At 62.2% G+C, this 16502-nt stretch carries 17 protein-coding genes; 5 read left to right on the top strand and 12 right to left on the bottom strand.

Annotated elements, in window-relative coordinates; all coding sequences use genetic code 11:
* Window positions 1-117 precede the first annotated feature (117 nt).
* The 3 genes from lon to clpP form a co-directional block, all read right to left on the bottom strand.
* Window positions 118-2529 carry an endopeptidase La gene (gene lon, locus LB524_RS27420; RefSeq protein WP_224531444.1) on the bottom strand — a complete coding sequence of 804 codons (2412 nt, stop codon included), beginning with the start codon at window positions 2527-2529 and terminating at the stop codon, window positions 118-120.
* A 274-nt stretch (window positions 2530-2803) separates the two neighbouring features.
* The gene (gene clpX, locus LB524_RS27425) at window positions 2804-4078 is read right to left on the bottom strand and encodes an ATP-dependent Clp protease ATP-binding subunit ClpX (protein WP_013532190.1); all 1275 of its coding nucleotides are present in this window, start codon (window positions 4076-4078) and stop codon (window positions 2804-2806) included.
* A gap of 295 nt (window positions 4079-4373) precedes the next feature.
* Window positions 4374-5003, bottom strand: coding sequence for an ATP-dependent Clp endopeptidase proteolytic subunit ClpP (gene clpP / locus LB524_RS27430; RefSeq protein ID WP_015318198.1), 630 nt, complete (start codon window positions 5001-5003; stop codon window positions 4374-4376).
* Between the two features lie 333 nt (window positions 5004-5336).
* Here clpP and LB524_RS27435 point away from each other — a divergent pair, with 333 nt between their 5' ends.
* Entirely contained in the window at window positions 5337-5930 is a 594-nt protein-coding gene (locus LB524_RS27435; protein WP_140661971.1) for a hypothetical protein, read from the top strand.
* Window positions 5931-5932: 2 nt separating this feature from the next.
* On the opposite strand, the gene LB524_RS27440 is transcribed toward LB524_RS27435, so the two are convergent.
* On the bottom strand, window positions 5933-7036 hold the full coding sequence (locus tag LB524_RS27440) for an NAD(P)/FAD-dependent oxidoreductase (protein WP_224531445.1): 1104 nt from the start codon (window positions 7034-7036) through the stop codon (window positions 5933-5935).
* A gap of 104 nt (window positions 7037-7140) precedes the next feature.
* On the opposite strand from LB524_RS27440, the gene LB524_RS27445 reads away from it, so the two are divergent.
* Window positions 7141-8391, top strand: coding sequence for a cytochrome P450 (locus LB524_RS27445; protein WP_140823644.1), 1251 nt, complete (start codon window positions 7141-7143; stop codon window positions 8389-8391).
* Between the two features lie 50 nt (window positions 8392-8441).
* On the opposite strand, the gene LB524_RS27450 is transcribed toward LB524_RS27445, so the two are convergent.
* The 7 genes from LB524_RS27450 to LB524_RS27480 all read right to left on the bottom strand — a co-directional run bounded on the left by LB524_RS27450 (window position 8442) and on the right by LB524_RS27480 (window position 13537).
* Window positions 8442-8786, bottom strand: coding sequence for a cupin domain-containing protein (locus tag LB524_RS27450; RefSeq protein WP_140661968.1), 345 nt, complete (start codon window positions 8784-8786; stop codon window positions 8442-8444).
* A gap of 6 nt (window positions 8787-8792) precedes the next feature.
* A complete protein-coding gene (locus tag LB524_RS27455; RefSeq protein WP_023773229.1) occupies window positions 8793-10073 on the bottom strand; it encodes an O-acetylhomoserine aminocarboxypropyltransferase in 1281 nt (426 codons plus the stop codon).
* A 156-nt stretch (window positions 10074-10229) separates the two neighbouring features.
* On the bottom strand, window positions 10230-10751 hold the full coding sequence (locus tag LB524_RS27460) for a CoA-binding protein (protein ID WP_224531446.1): 522 nt from the start codon (window positions 10749-10751) through the stop codon (window positions 10230-10232).
* Complete coding sequence (locus tag LB524_RS27465) at window positions 10748-11257, bottom strand: GNAT family N-acetyltransferase (RefSeq protein ID WP_224531447.1); 510 nt, start codon at window positions 11255-11257, stop codon at window positions 10748-10750. Before LB524_RS27465 ends, LB524_RS27460 begins: the two co-directional genes overlap by 4 nt.
* A 237-nt stretch (window positions 11258-11494) precedes the next feature.
* Complete coding sequence (locus tag LB524_RS27470; RefSeq protein WP_224531448.1) at window positions 11495-12286, bottom strand: AAA family ATPase; 792 nt, start codon at window positions 12284-12286, stop codon at window positions 11495-11497.
* A complete protein-coding gene (locus LB524_RS27475) occupies window positions 12286-12708 on the bottom strand; it encodes a VOC family protein (protein ID WP_224531449.1) in 423 nt (140 codons plus the stop codon). Before LB524_RS27475 ends, LB524_RS27470 begins: the two co-directional genes overlap by 1 nt.
* Window positions 12709-12712: 4 nt before the next feature.
* Window positions 12713-13537 carry an enoyl-CoA hydratase gene (locus tag LB524_RS27480; RefSeq protein ID WP_224531450.1) on the bottom strand — a complete coding sequence of 275 codons (825 nt, stop codon included), beginning with the start codon at window positions 13535-13537 and terminating at the stop codon, window positions 12713-12715.
* 154 nt (window positions 13538-13691) lie between these two features.
* Between LB524_RS27480 and LB524_RS27485 the strand changes: the two genes are divergently transcribed.
* The 3 genes from LB524_RS27485 to rpsI all read left to right on the top strand — a co-directional run bounded on the left by LB524_RS27485 (window position 13692) and on the right by rpsI (window position 15320).
* Complete coding sequence (locus LB524_RS27485; RefSeq protein ID WP_140661962.1) at window positions 13692-14156, top strand: PaaI family thioesterase; 465 nt, start codon at window positions 13692-13694, stop codon at window positions 14154-14156.
* A gap of 215 nt (window positions 14157-14371) precedes the next feature.
* The gene (rplM, locus tag LB524_RS27490; RefSeq protein WP_010915638.1) at window positions 14372-14836 is read left to right on the top strand and encodes a 50S ribosomal protein L13; all 465 of its coding nucleotides are present in this window, start codon (window positions 14372-14374) and stop codon (window positions 14834-14836) included.
* Window position 14837: 1 nt separating this feature from the next.
* Window positions 14838-15320: a 30S ribosomal protein S9 gene (gene rpsI, locus LB524_RS27495; RefSeq protein WP_015318209.1), complete on the top strand. Its 483-nt coding sequence runs from the start codon at window positions 14838-14840 to the stop codon at window positions 15318-15320.
* A 67-nt stretch (window positions 15321-15387) separates the two neighbouring features.
* On the opposite strand, the gene LB524_RS27500 is transcribed toward rpsI, so the two are convergent.
* Window positions 15388-16446: a glycerophosphodiester phosphodiesterase family protein gene (locus LB524_RS27500; protein WP_224531453.1), complete on the bottom strand. Its 1059-nt coding sequence runs from the start codon at window positions 16444-16446 to the stop codon at window positions 15388-15390.
* Between the last annotated feature and the right edge of the window lie 56 nt (window positions 16447-16502).

Below are 16502 nucleotides of genomic sequence, written 5' to 3' on the forward strand. Positions count from 1 at the left end.
ACCAAGTCGAAAAGGCAGGAAAAAAGCGGAAAAAGCCCGGAATTCCGGGGTTTTTCACATGAAAAAGCCGGGCGCGAGGCCCGGCTTTCTGTTTGTGCGCTGCAACCTTAGAAAAAACTAATGCGCAAGCGACTTTCCAGCGTCATCGCTCGTGTCCGTGGAAGCCGGCGGATTGACCGGTTCGACCCATTCGATCGGCTCCGGCATCCGCACCAGCGCGTGGCGCAACACCTCACCGACGCGTGAGACCGGAATGATTTCCATGCCGTTCTTCACGTTGTCCGGGATCTCCGCCAGATCCTTGGCGTTGTCTTCCGGGATCAGCACCTTCTTGATGCCGCCGCGCAGTGCGGCGAGCAGCTTCTCCTTGAGGCCGCCGATCGGCAAGATGCGGCCGCGAAGCGTTATCTCGCCAGTCATCGCCACATCCGCCCGCACCGGAATACCCGTCAGCACCGACACGATGGCCGTGGCCATGGCGGCACCGGCGGACGGACCGTCCTTCGGCGTGGCGCCTTCCGGCAAGTGCACGTGGATGTCGCGCTTGTCGAACAGCGGCGGCTCGATGCCGAAATCGATGGCGCGCGAGCGGACATAGGAGGCCGCCGCCGAGATCGATTCCTTCATGACGTCGCGCAGATTGCCGGTCACCGTCATGCGGCCCTTGCCGGGCATCATGACGCCTTCGACCGTCAGCAGCTCGCCGCCGACTTCCGTCCAGGCAAGACCAGTGACGACACCGACCTGATCGTCAGCCTCGACCTGGCCGAAGCGGTAGCGCTGAACACCGAGATAGTCGGCGAGGTTCGCCGCCGTGATGCTCACCGTCTTCTTCTTCGTCTTCAGGATCTCGGTCACCGCCTTGCGCCCGAGCTTCATCAGCTCGCGCTCCAGGCTTCTGACGCCCGCTTCACGGGTGTAGGTCTGGATGATGGCGCGGATCGCGTCCTCACCGACGGAGAACTCCTTTGGCTGCAGCGCGTGATCGCGGATCACCTTCGGCATCAGGTGCCGCTTGGCGATTTCGATCTTCTCGTCCTCGGTGTAGCCGGCGATACGGATGATCTCCATGCGGTCCATCAGGGGCGCAGGGATGTTCAGCGTGTTCGCCGTCGTCACGAACATCACGCTCGACAGGTCGTATTCGACCTCGAGGTAGTGGTCCATGAACGTCGAGTTCTGTTCGGGGTCGAGCACCTCGAGCAGCGCGGACGACGGATCGCCACGGAAGTCCTGGCCCATCTTGTCGATCTCGTCGAGCAGGAAGAGCGGGTTGGACTTCTTGGCCTTCTTCATCGACTGGATGACCTTGCCGGGCATCGAGCCGATATAGGTGCGCCGGTGGCCACGGATCTCGGCCTCGTCACGCACGCCGCCAAGCGCCATACGGATGAATTCGCGACCGGTCGCCTTGGCGATCGACTTGCCGAGCGAGGTCTTGCCGACGCCGGGAGGGCCGACGAGGCACAGGATCGGCCCCTTCAGCTTCTTCTGGCGGCTTTGCACGGCAAGGTACTCGACGATGCGGTCCTTGACCTTGTCGAGGCCGAAGTGATCGGTGTCGAGCACGTTCTGCGCGTAGGCCAGGTCCTGCTTGACCTTGGAGTTCTTGCCCCACGGGATCGACAGCAGCCAATCGAGATAGTTGCGCACGACAGTCGATTCGGCCGACATCGGCGACATCGTCCTGAGCTTCTTCAATTCGGCATCCGCCTTTTCGCGGGCCTCCTTGGAGAGCTTGGTCTTCTTGATGCGAGCCTCGATCTCGGCGGCCTCGTCGCGGCCGTCCTCGCCCTCGCCGAGCTCCTTCTGGATCGCCTTCATCTGCTCGTTGAGGTAGTATTCGCGCTGCGTCTTCTCCATCTGGCGCTTGACGCGCGAGCGGATGCGCTTCTCCACCTGCAGGACGGAGATTTCGGCTTCCATGAAGCCCATCGCCTTTTCCAGCCGCTCCTTGACGGAAAGCGTGGCCAGCATTTCCTGCTTTTCAGGGATCTTGATGGCAAGATGCGAGGCAACCGTGTCGGCGAGCTTGGAATAGTCGTCTATCTGGCTGGCGGCACCCACCACTTCGGGCGAGATCTTCTTGTTCAGCTTGACGTAGTTCTCGAAGTCGGTGACGACCGAGCGGGCCAGGGCCTCGACCTCGACCTCCTCCTCTTCCGGCTCGACCAGAGCCGTGGCCTTGGCCTCGTGGAAGTCGGGACGGTCGGTGAAGGAGACGATTTTCGCGCGCGAGGCGCCCTCGACCAGGACCTTGACGGTGCCGTCGGGCAGCTTCAGCAATTGCAGCACATTGGCGAGCGTGCCGATGTCGAAGATCGCATCGGGCTCGGGATCGTCATCGGCGGCATTCATCTGGGTGGCAAGCAGGATCTGCTTTTCCTGACCCATCACGTCTTCCAGCGCCTTGATCGACTTTTCGCGCCCGACGAAGAGCGGAACGATCATATGCGGGAACACCACGATGTCGCGCAGTGGGAGGACCGCGAAGACGCCGTCGCTGGGAGCCTTGGATATTTTGGCCATTGTCCAACCTTTCATGTCGCGGCCACCATCAGGCCAACCGCGAATCTCATATTAACGACCGGGGATCGTTCCGCCTACCACCGTTTATGACGGGAGTTTTACAGCACAGAAATCGGGCACCTCGGCCTTCTCGTGTTAGGTGGAGGCAGGCAGGGCAAAGATCAAGAGTTAACATCGTCCCCAATCCACTCCATCGCGACGCTGTGCCGGTTCCTCACAGCAAAACGGCGCCGCAGGGGCGCCGTTCCATAAAAATATAGGGCCAAGTGCCATATCAGGCGCTGACATTGCCCTTCTTTTCCTTCTGTTCGGAATAGATGTAGAGCGGCCGGGCACTGCCGGTCACCACCTCTTCCGAAATCACAACCTCGCGCACGCCTTCGAGCGCGGGCAGTTCGAACATCGTGTCGAGCAGGATCGCTTCCATGATCGAACGCAGGCCGCGCGCGCCGGTCTTGCGCTCAATGGCGCGCTTGGCGATCGCCGAAAGCGCGTTCTCGTGGAAGGTCAGATCGACATTTTCCATCTCGAACAGGCGCTGGTACTGCTTGACCAGCGCATTCTTCGGCTCGGTCAGGATCTGGATCAGTGCCGGCTCGTCGAGATCCTCCAGCGTCGCCAGGACCGGCAGACGGCCGACAAACTCCGGAATGAGGCCGAACTTCAACAGATCCTCGGGCTCGACCAGGCGGAAAACATCACCCGTGCGGCGATCCTCCGGCGAGGCGACGACAGCTCCGAAGCCGATCGAGGTTTTCCTGCCGCGATCCGAAATGATCTTGTCCAGCCCGGCGAAGGCGCCGCCGCAGATGAACAAGATGTTGGCGGTGTCGACCTGCAGGAACTCCTGCTGTGGGTGCTTGCGGCCGCCCTGCGGCGGCACGGAGGCGACCGTGCCTTCCATGATCTTGAGCAGCGCCTGCTGAACGCCCTCGCCCGACACGTCGCGGGTGATCGAGGGATTGTCGGACTTGCGTGAAATCTTGTCGATCTCGTCGATGTAGACGATGCCGCGCTGGGCGCGCTCGACATTGTAGTCGGCCGACTGCAACAGCTTCAGGATGATGTTCTCGACGTCCTCGCCGACGTAACCGGCCTCGGTCAGCGTCGTGGCGTCGGCCATGGTGAAGGGTACGTCGATGATGCGGGCCAGCGTCTGTGCCAGCAGCGTCTTGCCGCAGCCGGTCGGGCCGATCAGCAGGATGTTGGACTTGGCCAGCTCGACATCGTTGTTCTTGCCGGCATGCGCGAGGCGCTTGTAGTGGTTGTGGACGGCCACCGACAGCACGCGCTTGGCGTAGGGCTGGCCGATGACATAGTCGTCGAGAACCTTGAGGATCTCCTGCGGGGTCGGCACGCCCTCGCGCGACTTCACCATCGAGGTCTTGTTCTCCTCGCGGATGATATCCATGCACAGCTCGACGCACTCGTCGCAGATGAACACCGTCGGACCGGCGATCAGCTTGCGCACCTCGTGCTGGCTCTTGCCGCAAAACGAGCAATAAAGCGTGTTCTTGGAATCACCGCTGTTGTTGCCGACCTTGCTCATTTTCATGTCCTTTCATGGCCGCCCGCCGATGGTCTGGCTGAAAGGGCGCATACTCTATTTATCGCGGGAATCCGCCGCCGCCAGTCTTCCGGCTCCCGCAACGTATTCCGTACGAAACACAAATCAGAAAACGTGGCAATGATTCGCAGCTTCCCCACGCAAAGCTAAGCCGTCGAAAATCAACATAGCCTTAACGTAGGCAATCCCGACCTCCGAGGGAACAGCCAATTGTGGCCGAAATGACGCAAGACACGCCAAAAGCGCGTGATGGTGCCATCCAACTGCCAACTAGCCTTTATGCCAACGCCCCCTCGGCCGCCTCGCGCGACGAAATGACCTTGTCGATCAGGCCAAAATCCTTGGCCTCGTCGGCGGTCATGAAATGGTCGCGGTCGAGCGTCTTCTCGATGTCCTCATAGCTCTTGCCGGTGTGCTTGACATAGACCTCGTTGAGGCGACGCTTCAGCTTGATGATGTCCTGGGCGTGACGCTCGATATCGGACGCCTGCCCCTGGAAGCCGCCGGACGGCTGGTGAACCATAATACGGGCGTTGGGCGTGGCGAAACGCATGTCCTTGTGGCCGGCGGTCAGCAGCAGCGAGCCCATCGAGGCCGCCTGGCCGATGCACAGCGTCGACACGGCCGGTTTGATGAACTGCATGGTGTCGTAGATCGCCATGCCCGAGGTGACGACGCCGCCCGGCGAATTGATGTAGAGGTTGATTTCCTTCTTCGGGTTCTCCGCTTCGAGGAACAGGAGCTGCGCGCAGACCAGCGTCGCCATGCCGTCCTCGACCGGACCGGTGATGAAAATGATGCGCTCCTTGAGGAGGCGCGAGAAAATGTCGTAGGCCCGCTCGCCGCGATTGGTCTGTTCGACCACCATCGGAACGAGGTTCATGTAGGTTTCGACGGGATTCTTCATCAGTTATCTCTTGTCTCGCGGTGGGATTCCGGCGCCGGACAGCTGGCAGCTCGGGCAGAATCGGTTCTGGATCGTTAAGATGTAAATAGGATGCCGGCTCATCCTTGTGCAAGGCCGACCCGTCCTAGCCATCTGGGTAAGTCGAATCAAGCTTCCGGGCAAGAATTAGCAGCAGCTGATGCCACGCCGACCTCAAATACCGACCGGCCCCGCCAGGGTAGCAGTTTCTTAACCTCGTCACTTAACGAAATGCGCCAAAACCGCTTTTCTCCGCAACGGCTTCCCCTACAATTCAACGTTGAACTTGTGCCTACAGTTCAGACGGGGAGTGCCATGTCCGGGAAAACCGCATGCTTCACCATTGCAGGGATGACCATGCTCGGCTCGATTTCGCAAACGGCGGCCGGTGGTCGCGCCGTCGAATGTTACGAGCCCGTCCACACACCGGCCGTTTACGACACGGTCTACGAAGACGTCATGGTCAGCCCTCCCGGCCAGCAGATCGTCGACTATGATCCGCCGATCTATGGCACGCGCGAGCGAGTGGTGGTGACTGTGCCGGCCCAGGTTCGGTATGAAGTGGTGCCTGCGGCCACCAGGACCGTCTACCATACCGTCAGGGTCGATAGCGGCGGCTATTCCTGGAAATGGCGCGTCATCCATGGCCGCCGCGTGTTGTGCAAGGTTTGGCACAAGGCACGCTTTGAACGCGTCGCCGAGACGGTGGTGATACAGCCCGAGCGCACGCGGCGCGTCGTCATTCCGGCGCAATATGACAGCATCGCCGAGGAGGTGCTGGTGCGGCCCGAGCAAAGGCGCGTCATCGATATTCCCGCCGCGTACCAGACCGTCCCGCGCCGCGTGCTGGTGCGCGAAGGCTCATCCGGCTGGCGGCGGGTGCATATTCCAAGGCACTGCCAGGACTAGGCTTAGGCCACCTCGGCCCGCAGCCAGGCCTTAAGACCGACGACATCGCCATCGCCAATGGCTTTGGCCACACGACGCCCGACCGCCGCGCCGAACTTGTAGCCGTGACCCGAGCACGCCGAGACGACCAGGCACTTGCCGGTCTCATGCGCCAGGAATCTCTCGTCATCGGTGAACGTGTAGGCGCAGGTGACCACTTCGGTCACCTTGTACTCCTCGATGCGGGCGATCGGCGGCGAAAACAGGTTGCGGATCGCCTCGCCCTCGCCGGGCACCGGCTCGCGGTTCCAGTCGGCGTCGCTGGTCGGCACCTTGTGCAGGCCCGAGCCGAATTTCATGCCGGCGCCCCGCGTAAGCGGGATCATATAGCCGTCGGTCGTGCCGCCGACATCGAGAATGACGGGCGCCGCCTCCCAAGCGGCCCTGAGATCGGCCGGCGGCTCGACATAGGCGAGCGCGGTGCGAAAGGTCTTCAATTCGCCGCCGAGTTCGGGGAACAGCTTCAGCACCCAGGCGCCAGCGGTAACGACGATGCGGTCGGCCTGCATCGTCTCGCCGGATTCGAGCACGATATGGCCGGCCTCGGCATCGATCTCCGTCACCTTGCTGTGCTCGTAGACGTTGGCTCCATTGGCACGCAGCCATTTGGCCAGCCCGGCCGCTATTTTGCGGCAATGCAGCGCGCCGCCCTCGGGCGAAAAATAGGCGTAGCGGAACGAGCCGGCCTCAAGGAACGGCCAGCGCTCTACGGCTGCCTCCGGTCCCAGCAATTCGAAAGGGAATTTTCCCTCTTCCAGGCCCTCGCGGTATTCCTCGGCCTCGTCGCCGGGCTCGCGCGAAACACAGACGAAGCCCCGCGCGTCGAGGTGGTTCTCGCCGAGATCGGCCCACAGCTCGTCCCAGGCCTCGTAGGCTTCGGTGATCAGCAGCCCATAGCCGGTTCCAGCGCGGTAGGCGCGGCGGATGATGCGGTGATGGTCGCCCGATGCCGCCAGCGGATTGGGGATCGGCCCCTGCTCGACAACCGACACGGCGTGGCCCGCCTTGACCAGCGACCACGCCGTGGACAGACCGGCGATACCCGCGCCGACAACGATCACATTCATCCGTTCAGACCTTCCGCAACCCTGCTGCCTGGCTCAATGCATCGGGCTGTCGGACGCAACATACGGTCTGGAACCGGGCTGGCAAGCCGCGCTATGGGTCTGGCATGACCAAATCGACGCTCTCCTACCTGGCCTTTGATCCAGCCACTCGCCAGCTCAGACTCGACCCGCGCGAACCGGCTTTCTTCCTGAACCCTTACGAGGCCTACGGCTTCCTGCACGAAGCTTCGAATGCGTTTTTCTGGGAAGAGTTCGGCTTCTGGTGCTTTGGCGGCTTCGGCGATGTCAACCGGCTGTTGCGCGACCGCCGTTTCGGCCGCCAGAACCCGGCCGGCATCCCCGACAGCCGCGGTGTCGGACAAGACAGGACCCATCTCAAGGCATTCGACGGCATCGAAGCCAATTCGATGCTCGAGCTGGAGCCACCGGTCCATACGCGGCTGAGAACACTGGTCAACCGGGCTTTCGTCTCCCGTCAGGTCGAACGGTTGCGGCCGCGCGTGGAGGCGCTCGCCAACGAATTGATCGATCGTTTCGAACCAAGCAAAGCCGTCGACCTCCTGCCGGCCTTCGCCTCCCCGCTGCCGATCACCATCATCGCCGAAATGCTTGGCGTGCCGGTGGAGATGGGGCCGCGACTGCTCGACTGGTCGCATCAAATGGTCGCCATGTATATCCATGGCCGCACCCGTGAGACCGAGGAGACGGCCAACAGTGCCGCGGGCGAATTTTCCGATTTCCTGCGCGGCTACGTCGCCGAGCGGCGCAAGAAGCCGGGCGATGACCTGCTGTCACTGCTGATCTCGGCCCAGGAGGACGGCCAGAAACTGTCAGAGGACGAGCTGGTCTCCTCGGCCATCCTGCTGCTCAACGCCGGCCACGAAGCAACCGTGCACCAGACCGGCAATGCCATCCACTCCATCCTGGCACAAGGCGGCGACCCGCGCCGCTTCTTTACCTCGCCAGAGGCGACGGCGGCGACGGTCGAGGAATGCCTGCGTTTCGACGCGCCGCTGCACATGTTCATGCGCTATGCCTATGAGGAAATCCAAATCGCGCCCGGCATCGTCGTGGGGCCGGGCCAGACGATCGGACTTCTGCTTGGCATGGCCAATCATGATCCGCATGCCTTCGCCGAACCGCAGACCTTCCGGCCGGAGCGCACCGACCAGAAGAATGTATCATTCGGCGCCGGCATCCATTTCTGCATCGGTGCGCCGCTGGCCCGCCTCGAACTGCAGGTTTCGCTGAGGACCTTGTTCGAGCGGCACCCGCAACTGCATCTCGCCGAACAGCCACGCTTCCGCGACACTTACCATTTCCATGGGCTGGAACGACTTGCCGTCGATTTTTAGCTAGCGAGTTGCCCGGAAATCCGATCGGATTCTCGATATGTGATCAAGCTTCAAACCTTGATCACATACTCCTTGCGAGTCGTTTCAAGCACTTCCCAGCTTCCCTTGAAGCCCGGCCGCAGCACGAAGCTGTCACCGGCTTTGACGGTGCGCGCTTGGCCGCCCTCTTCGGCGATTACCGAAACACCTGAGAGAATGTGGCAGAACTCCCATTCTTCATAGACGATGCGCCACTTGCCCGGGGTCGATTCCCAGATGCCGGCATAGAGGCCGCCGTCGCGCTCCTCGACGTTCCAGGTGCGGAATTTCGGATCGCCCGAGATCAGGCGATCCGGCGCCGGCGCGCCGGATTCGGGTTCGACGCCTTTGGTGTCGACGGAAAGAAACGCGGTCATATCAGGTCAGACCTTGGCGAGCGCCTGTTCGAGGTCGGCGACGATGTCGGTGACATCCTCGATGCCGATGGACAGCCGCACCGTGTCGGGTCCGGCACCAGCCTTGACCTTCTGTTCGTCGGAAAGCTGGCGGTGCGTGGTCGATGCCGGGTGGATGACCAGCGACTTGGTGTCGCCGACATTGGCCAGGTGCGAGAACAGTTCGAGTGCCTCGACGAATTTGATGCCCGCCTCGTAGCCGCCCTTGAGGCCGAAGGTGAACACGGCGCCGGAGCCCAGCGGCGAATATTTCTTCTGCAGCGCGTTGTTCTTGTCGCTGGGCAGGCCGGGATAATTCACCCAGGCGACCTTGGGGTGGTTGGACAGCCAGCCGGCGACCGTGATCGCATTGTCGCAATGACGCTGCATGCGCAGCGGCAAGGTCTCGAGGCCGGTCAGGATAAGGAAGGCATTGAACGGCGAGATCGCCGGGCCGAGATCGCGCAGACCGAGCACGCGCGCGGCGATGGCAAAAGCGAAATTGCCGAAGGTCTCGTGCAGCACGAGGCCGCCATATTCGGGGCGCGGTTCCGACAGCATCGGGTATTTGCCCGACTTCGACCAGTCGAAGGTGCCGCCGTCGACAATGACGCCGCCGATCGAATTGCCGTGGCCGCCCATGAACTTGGTCAGCGAGTGGACGACGATGTCGGCGCCATGCTCGATCGGCCGGATCAGATAGGGCGAGGCCAGCGTGTTGTCGACGATCAGCGGCAGGCCGTGCTTGCGGGCGATGTCGCCGATCTTCTCGATATCGACGAAGGTGCCGCCCGGATTGGCCAGGCTCTCGATGAAGATCGCCTTCGTCCTGTCGTCGATCTGGCTCTCGAAGGTCGAGATGTCGTTGGTTTCGGCCCAGCGCACCTCCCAGCCATAATTTTTGAAGGCATGGCCGAACTGGTTGATCGAACCACCGTAAAGCTTGTTGGCGGCGACGAAATTGTCACCGGGCTGCATCAGATTGTGGAACACGATGACCTGCGCGGCATGGCCGGAAGCGACCGCAAGGGCGGCCGTGCCGCCCTCGAGGGCCGCGACGCGCTCTTCGAGCACTGCCTGGGTCGGGTTCATGATGCGGGTGTAGATGTTGCCGAAAGCTTTTAGCCCGAACAGCGAAGCGGCGTGGTCGGCGTCATCGAAAACAAAGGAGGTCGTCTGGTAGATCGGCGTGGCGCGCGCGCCGGTGGCCGGATCGGGCTTGGCGCCGGCATGGACGGCGAGCGTGTTGAAACCTGGCGAACGGGTCACTGAAACCTCCCTTTGAACTTCCTAAATTGGCCGCGCATTCTTGGCGATGGCGACGTGCGAATGCAAAGAAGAAAATACCTTTCGGCGCCGATCCTTCGATCACACCGCAGGATAATGCGGCGTTCCGCGGAATAATTTTGCGCCTCTGCGCCGCGCCTATTTCTGGCGCACGCCGAAACTCTGAAAACCCTGGCGCATCAGCGGCTTCTTGGACGACAGCACGCCGGAATTGACGCCGGTCCAGCCGATCTCGCCGGAGAGCTTGCCATACTCGATCTTGGGGCAGCGGTTCATCACCACCTTGATGCCGGCCGCTTCGGCACGGGCGGCTGCCTCGTCATGGCGCACGGCAAGCTGCATCCAGATGACTTTCGGCAAGGGATCGAGTTGCAACACCTCGTCGACGATGCCGGGGACCGCCGCGGCATTGCGGAAAATATCGACCATGTCGATCGGCTCCGGTATGTCGGCCAGCCTGGCATAGGTCATTCGGCCGAGGATTTCCTTGCCGGCCTGGCCAGGATTGATCGGGAACACCGAAAACCCCTTGGCCAGCAGGTATTTCAGGACGAAATAGCTCGGCCTGACATCATTGGCCGACGCCCCGACCATGGCGATCGACTTCACCGAATTGAGGATGCCGGCAATGTAGGCATTTTCGTAAGTGTCGTGGTTCATGCGGCAATCATCTTCCTGCGGTAGTGGTATCGGTAGAGTTCGCGATTGAAACCAAGCGAGGCATAGAGCGCGCGGGCCGGAGAGTTGTCGACAACCACTTGCAGACACGCCGCCTCCGCCCCCGCCTGCCGAGCCCAACCGATCAGACCGCCTACGGTCTTGCGACCGAGGCCTTGCTGCCTGAAATGGCCGTCCGTTTCAACCGATTCCACGACGAGCATGCCATCCCGGATAACGCCAAAGGCCACGGCAACAATCGCGCCTTCTAGCTCCGTCGACACGAAAGCCCGCTCCCCGACGATCAACTTCGTCATTTCGCGGACGATCCGGCGATCGGTGTCTCCATAGGCTCCCATGCGAAACCGCGCGTCGAACCAGCTTTCGCTTGGTGCCGGTAAGATGGTAACCCGCGCGTCGGGCGACACCTTAAATTCTTCGATACCGGCAAACAGATGGATCGAGCCGCCCTCGGTGTCATAGCCGTGGCGATCAAGGATGGTGTCCATCTCGCTGGCGATGTCAGGGACCCGAAACAGGACTGCCGGTCGTGACCGGCATAAAACGCTTCCGCGGCGGCAAGCGTTGAGTCCGGCTCCGCCCGTTTGCCACGCAAAGGATTGACCGAATTGGTGCGGCGGATCTTGCCGCTCGATCGCCGCAGAAGCCAGCCGTCGGCGACCGTCTCGGTGGCCGCCGGCCAGCCTTCACGACAGGCTTGTTCGACCCGCCATTTGAGATCTTCGTCACTGACGGTCATCCCTCGTCTCTCCAAGTGCTTCCTCCATGAAGGATCGCGGGTCATTGCTGAAATCGCGCAGCATGCGGAAGTGGTCCGTATCGCGAAAGTCGGCAGGCTCGAGCCCAAAGCGGCTGATGCGGAACAGCTGCGCGCCGGGACAGGCCATCAACAGCGGCGAATGGGTCGCCATGATCACCTGCGCGGTGCCCGATTGGTCCATGCGCCGCAGCATCTTCAGCAATTCGATCTGGCGCGTCGGCGAAAGCGCACTCTCGGGCTCGTCGAGGATGTAGATGCCTTGCCTGCGGCAGCGCTCCTCGAAGAAGCGGATGAAGCCTTCGCCATGCGACCAGGACAGGAAATCCGGCGGCGGGGGCTTGAACGGATCTTCCAGCGCTGCCTGGTCGAGGTAGCGGGCCACCGAGTAGAAGGATTCGGCGCGAAAGAACCAGCCGGCGGTGACTTTTGGCAACCAGTGGCCACGGAATGTGTTGGCCAGTGCGGCGCCACTCTCGTCGATGGCGCCGGAATGGTCGACCGGCCGGTAGCCCTTGCCGCCGCCCGCTTCGTCATAGCCGGCCAGCGCGCCGATCGCCTCGAGCAGCGTGGATTTACCGGTGCCGTTCTCGCCGACGATGATGGTGATGGGCGTGGTGAATTCGAGCTCGAACGCGTGGCCGCGAAACAGCGGCAGGTTCCACGGATACTTTTCCCAATCCGTAACCCGCTCCCGGTCGAGCAAAATCCGTTTGAGGTACGGTGCCTTGAGCCGTGTCAGTTGCTTGCGGTAGGCCATCAATCAGGCAGCGAAATCGTGCCGTCGTCCGCGATCGGAAAGGCCGGGTTATGAGCCACCTCCCAAACATGCCCATCGGCATCGGCGAAGTACCCATACCAGCCGCCCCAGAAGGCGCGGCCGGCCGGCTTGATGATGCGCCCGCCAGCCTTTTCCGCCTGCGCCAGCACTTCGTCGACCTCGGCATCGGAGCGGGTGTTGTAGGCGAGATAGACGGCCGAGGGCGCCTGGGCGAAGGTGATACCGGAGTCCTCCTCGGCGCTGGGGCGCGGGAACAGGCCGAGGACGGCGCCGCCCATCTGGAAGAAGGCGACACCGTCGGTGATCCCCGCGTGGCGCTTCAGACCCATCGCCTCGTAGAAGCGCACGGCGCGATCCAGATCGTCGGTGGCGATGGTGATGATGGAGACGCGCGGTTCCATGATCCTATTCGTCCGCCCATTCCGGCTTGCGCTTGCCGATGAAGGCGCCGATGCCCTCTTCCGCGTCCCGCGCCAGCATGTTTTCGACCATGACGCGGCCGGTATAGGCATAGGCATCGGCCAAGCCCATCTCGGCCTGCGCGTAAAAAGCTTCCTTGCCGGTCTTGATCACCAAAGTGGATTTGGAAGCAATGGTTTGCGCGTATTTGGTGACAATCTGATTCAGGTACTCGCGCGGCACGACCCGGTTCACGAGGCCGAACTCCTTGGCGGTCGCGGCGTCGATCGTCTCGCCGGTCAAGAGCATCTCCATCGCCTGCTTGCGCGAGACGTTGCGCGACAGCGCAACCATCGGCGTCGAGCAGAACAGGCCGATGTTGACGCCCGGCGTACAGAAGGTCGCCTCATGCGAGGCGATCGCCAGGTCGCAGCTGGCGACCAATTGCAGGCCGGCGGCTGTCGCCAGGCCGTCCACCTCGGCGATGACAGGCAAGGGATGGCGCACGATCTTCTGCATCAGCATGGCGCAGGCGGCAAAGGTCTCTTCGAAGAAGGCCTTGCCGCGATCGGCATCGGCACGCCGCGCGGTCATTTCCTTGAGGTCATGGCCGGCGCAGAACACCTTGCCGGCCGCCGACAGCACAATAACGCGAACGGCCTTGTCCGCCTTGGCGCGTTCCAACTCCGCCACGAGCGCCGCCATCACCGAAAGCGACAAGGCATTGGCGGGCGGATTGGCGAGCGTCAGGCGCAGCACGCCCTTCTCCCGTCTTGTCGTGACCGGACCCTCGTCGGCGGCAGCAGGCTTGATGGCAAGGATTTCGGCCATGGCTAAGGTCTCCGCGATTCCGGTGGTGCCGGCAGAGTATCTAATATCGGATCGGGTTTCGTCCAACACCCATCGCTTGCGCCAGCATGATGTATATGTTGCCAGAAACACCCGGCTGCGCCCATACAGGCTTGGCGCAGAACGAGAGACCGATATGCCCGCCCAGACCAACCTCAAGCCGGTGCTGACCGCAACGCAGATCAATTTGTTAATGGAAACCGTCTTTCCCCAACTCAACGAGAGTGCCGCCGCCTACGAGGCGATCGACGTGTTTCCAGGCGGCTGCATCGTACGGCTCAATGCCGGTGAACGGCATTTGCGTCCCGGCGGCACGGTGTCCGGCCCTGCCCTGTTCACGCTGGCCGACATTGGCGGCTATGTCTGCGTGCTCAGCCATGCCGGGCCGGATGCGCTCTCGGTCACCACCAACCTCAACATCAACTTCGTGCGCAAGGCCGAAGCCGGGCCGATCGATGGCCATTGCCGCATCCTGAAGCTCGGCAAGAGCCTGATGGTGTTCGACATTGACATCGTCGCCGGCCCGGAAGGACACACGATCGCGCATGCCACGGGCACCTACTCGATCCCGCCGCAGCGCGCCGCCAATGTGGTAAAATAATACCTTTAGTTCAACATGCTGTTTCTGCAGCCTTTTCTGCGCTACAGGACTTTTCCGCTACCTTGACGCAGTTACTCCGCTCGCCTATAAGCCTTCACGAAGCAGCGGCCCGCAAAGGCCGCCGTTTTGTTATTGGCTGATGACAAGCGTCTTTCGCCAATCCAAGCAACAAGAAACGCCTTCACTCCCGAAGGTCAGAACCGAGAGCAGAAAACATGACAACCTTTTCGCAGAAGCCTGCGGATGTGGTGAAGAAGTGGATCCTGATCGACGCCGAGGGTCTCGTCGTCGGCCGTCTCGCCACTGTCATCGCCAATCATCTTCGCGGCAAGCACAAGCCGACCTTCACCCCGCATGTCGACGACGGCGACAATGTCATCGTCATCAATGCCGACAAGGTGGTATTCACCGGCAAGAAGTTCACCGACAAGGTCTATTACTGGCACACCGGCCACCCCGGCGGCATCAAGGAGCGCACCGCGCGTCAGCTGCTCGAGGGCCGTTTCCCCGAGCGTGTCGTCGAGAAGGCCGTTGAGCGCATGGTTCCGCGTGGCCCGCTCGGCCGCCGCCAGATGAAGAACCTGCGCGTCTATGCAGGTGCCGAGCATCCGCATGTCGCCCAGCAGCCAGAAGTCCTCGACGTGGCCAAGCTGAATTCCAAGAACAAGAAGGTCGCATAAGATGGCTGAGCTTTCCTCGCTCGCAGAACTGGGCGCCGCCACCGGCAACACCAACACGCAGGCCGCCGCCCCCGTCCACGTCCAGAAGCTCGACAAGTCGGGCCGCGCCTACGCCACCGGCAAGCGCAAGAACGCCATCGCGCGCGTCTGGGTGAAGCCGGGTTCCGGCAAGATCGTCGTCAACGACAAGGAATTCGCGACCTATTTCGCGCGTCCGGTCCTGCAGATGATCCTCAACCAGCCGATCATCGCGTCCAACCGCTCGGGCCAGTACGACATCATCGCCACCGTCGTCGGCGGCGGGCTTTCCGGCCAGGCCGGCGCGGTGCGTCACGGCATCTCGAAGGCGCTGACCTATTACGAGCCGGCGTTGCGCGCCGTGCTCAAAAAGGGCGGCTTCCTGACCCGCGACAGCCGCGTCGTCGAGCGCAAGAAGTACGGCAAGGCAAAGGCTCGCCGTTCCTTCCAGTTCTCGAAGCGCTAACCGTTTCGAATTTTCGGACAATCGAAAAGGCCGCCTCCGAGCGGCCTTTTTGCTTGGACGCGGCGGATCAATTGATGCTGGCGGTCGCGGCTGGCTCGATGCGTTCGCTCGTGCCGGCATAGGGCACCCGATAACCATTCGCCGCCAGCCAGCCGATCGCCGCTTTCGGCTCGTCGGTCTGGATGATGGTGGCGCCACGATCGGCCCAAAAGCCCCAGGCTTCGCGCGGCAGGCTGGCGTGGACCGCCAGTTCGTCGCCACGGCCGCCGGCGAGGAAGCCGCCTGGTTTGTTGACGATGGCATAGGTGTCGGCCCAGATATGCCAGTCGCCCCTTACCGCCTCGGCGCGCATGCGCGTGCTGAACAGCGGCCCGCCGGTTTCGGTCAGCGTCTCGGCGCCCGCCCGCCAGTTGATCAGTTCGATCGCGCGCGGCGCGAAGACGTGGTCGACCGTCGAGGCGAAGCCCGCATCATGGACTGCGTCATCGGCGATGATCGGCATGAACTGGAAGCCACCGCCTGCGGCAGTCATGGCCGCCTTCACCGTGCTGATCCTGTTCTGGTCCCAAAGGTTTTCCTTGACGATGACTTGCTCGGCCATGCCGAGTTCGCGCGCTATCGCGATCATGCCCGGGAGGTCGCCGACTTCGAGCTTGTTGTCGAGATTGATGAGGATTCTGTCCCGTGTCGCCATCAGCATCTCGCGCAATGTCGAGACGGTCTCGTTGGTGACGGCATGGGTGCCCTCGATCACCAGCCGGCATCTCTTCAACTCGGCCAGCGTGTAGTTGATGACCTCGCCCTTGCAGGTGGTCGTGCGGTCGAGCCAGCTGTCATGCATGACGATGAACGCGCCGTCCTTCGAGCGCCGGATGTCGACCTCGACTATTTCAGCGCCGATCGCGATCGAGCCTTCCACGGCGGCAAGCGAGTTTTCCGCATAGAGCGTCTTGCCGGCCTGCATGCTGCCGGCGCGATGGGCGGCCACCATGACATGATCGCGCCACTGGTTGGCATGTTCGAAGCGGTCGAGGACCTGCCTGGCGCGGGTTTCGCCGGCCAAGGCTTGACCCGAAGCGGCAGAGAGTGCCGTGGAAAGCAGAAGGCTCAGCCAGATCGTCCGCATCGAGAATCGCTCCTTGCCGGATCGAGCCGGGGATAGGCGACATCGGTGACATCCCG

The organism is Mesorhizobium sp. ESP6-5, assembly GCF_020164695.1.
Lineage (GTDB): Bacteria > Pseudomonadota > Alphaproteobacteria > Rhizobiales > Rhizobiaceae > Mesorhizobium > Mesorhizobium australicum.

What these genes read in the sequence shown, in the direction of transcription:
- lon (WP_224531444.1), bottom strand. Translation starts at nt 2,529, where the DNA reads ATGGCCAAAATATCCAAGGCTCCCAGCGACGGCGTCTTCGCGGTCCTC.
- clpX (WP_013532190.1), bottom strand. Translation starts at nt 4,078, where the DNA reads ATGAGCAAGGTCGGCAACAACAGCGGTGATTCCAAGAACACGCTTTAT.
- clpP (WP_015318198.1), bottom strand. Translation starts at nt 5,003, where the DNA reads ATGAAGAATCCCGTCGAAACCTACATGAACCTCGTTCCGATGGTGGTC.
- LB524_RS27435 (WP_140661971.1), top strand. Translation starts at nt 5,337, where the DNA reads ATGTCCGGGAAAACCGCATGCTTCACCATTGCAGGGATGACCATGCTC.
- LB524_RS27440 (WP_224531445.1), bottom strand. Translation starts at nt 7,036, where the DNA reads ATGAATGTGATCGTTGTCGGCGCGGGTATCGCCGGTCTGTCCACGGCG.
- LB524_RS27445 (WP_140823644.1), top strand. Translation starts at nt 7,141, where the DNA reads ATGACCAAATCGACGCTCTCCTACCTGGCCTTTGATCCAGCCACTCGC.
- LB524_RS27450 (WP_140661968.1), bottom strand. Translation starts at nt 8,786, where the DNA reads ATGACCGCGTTTCTTTCCGTCGACACCAAAGGCGTCGAACCCGAATCC.
- LB524_RS27460 (WP_224531446.1), bottom strand. Translation starts at nt 10,751, where the DNA reads ATGAACCACGACACTTACGAAAATGCCTACATTGCCGGCATCCTCAAT.
- LB524_RS27465 (WP_224531447.1), bottom strand. Translation starts at nt 11,257, where the DNA reads ATGGACACCATCCTTGATCGCCACGGCTATGACACCGAGGGCGGCTCG.
- LB524_RS27470 (WP_224531448.1), bottom strand. Translation starts at nt 12,286, where the DNA reads ATGGCCTACCGCAAGCAACTGACACGGCTCAAGGCACCGTACCTCAAA.
- LB524_RS27475 (WP_224531449.1), bottom strand. Translation starts at nt 12,708, where the DNA reads ATGGAACCGCGCGTCTCCATCATCACCATCGCCACCGACGATCTGGAT.
- LB524_RS27480 (WP_224531450.1), bottom strand. Translation starts at nt 13,537, where the DNA reads ATGGCCGAAATCCTTGCCATCAAGCCTGCTGCCGCCGACGAGGGTCCG.
- LB524_RS27485 (WP_140661962.1), top strand. Translation starts at nt 13,692, where the DNA reads ATGCCCGCCCAGACCAACCTCAAGCCGGTGCTGACCGCAACGCAGATC.
- rplM (WP_010915638.1), top strand. Translation starts at nt 14,372, where the DNA reads ATGACAACCTTTTCGCAGAAGCCTGCGGATGTGGTGAAGAAGTGGATC.
- rpsI (WP_015318209.1), top strand. Translation starts at nt 14,838, where the DNA reads ATGGCTGAGCTTTCCTCGCTCGCAGAACTGGGCGCCGCCACCGGCAAC.
- LB524_RS27500 (WP_224531453.1), bottom strand. Translation starts at nt 16,446, where the DNA reads ATGCGGACGATCTGGCTGAGCCTTCTGCTTTCCACGGCACTCTCTGCC.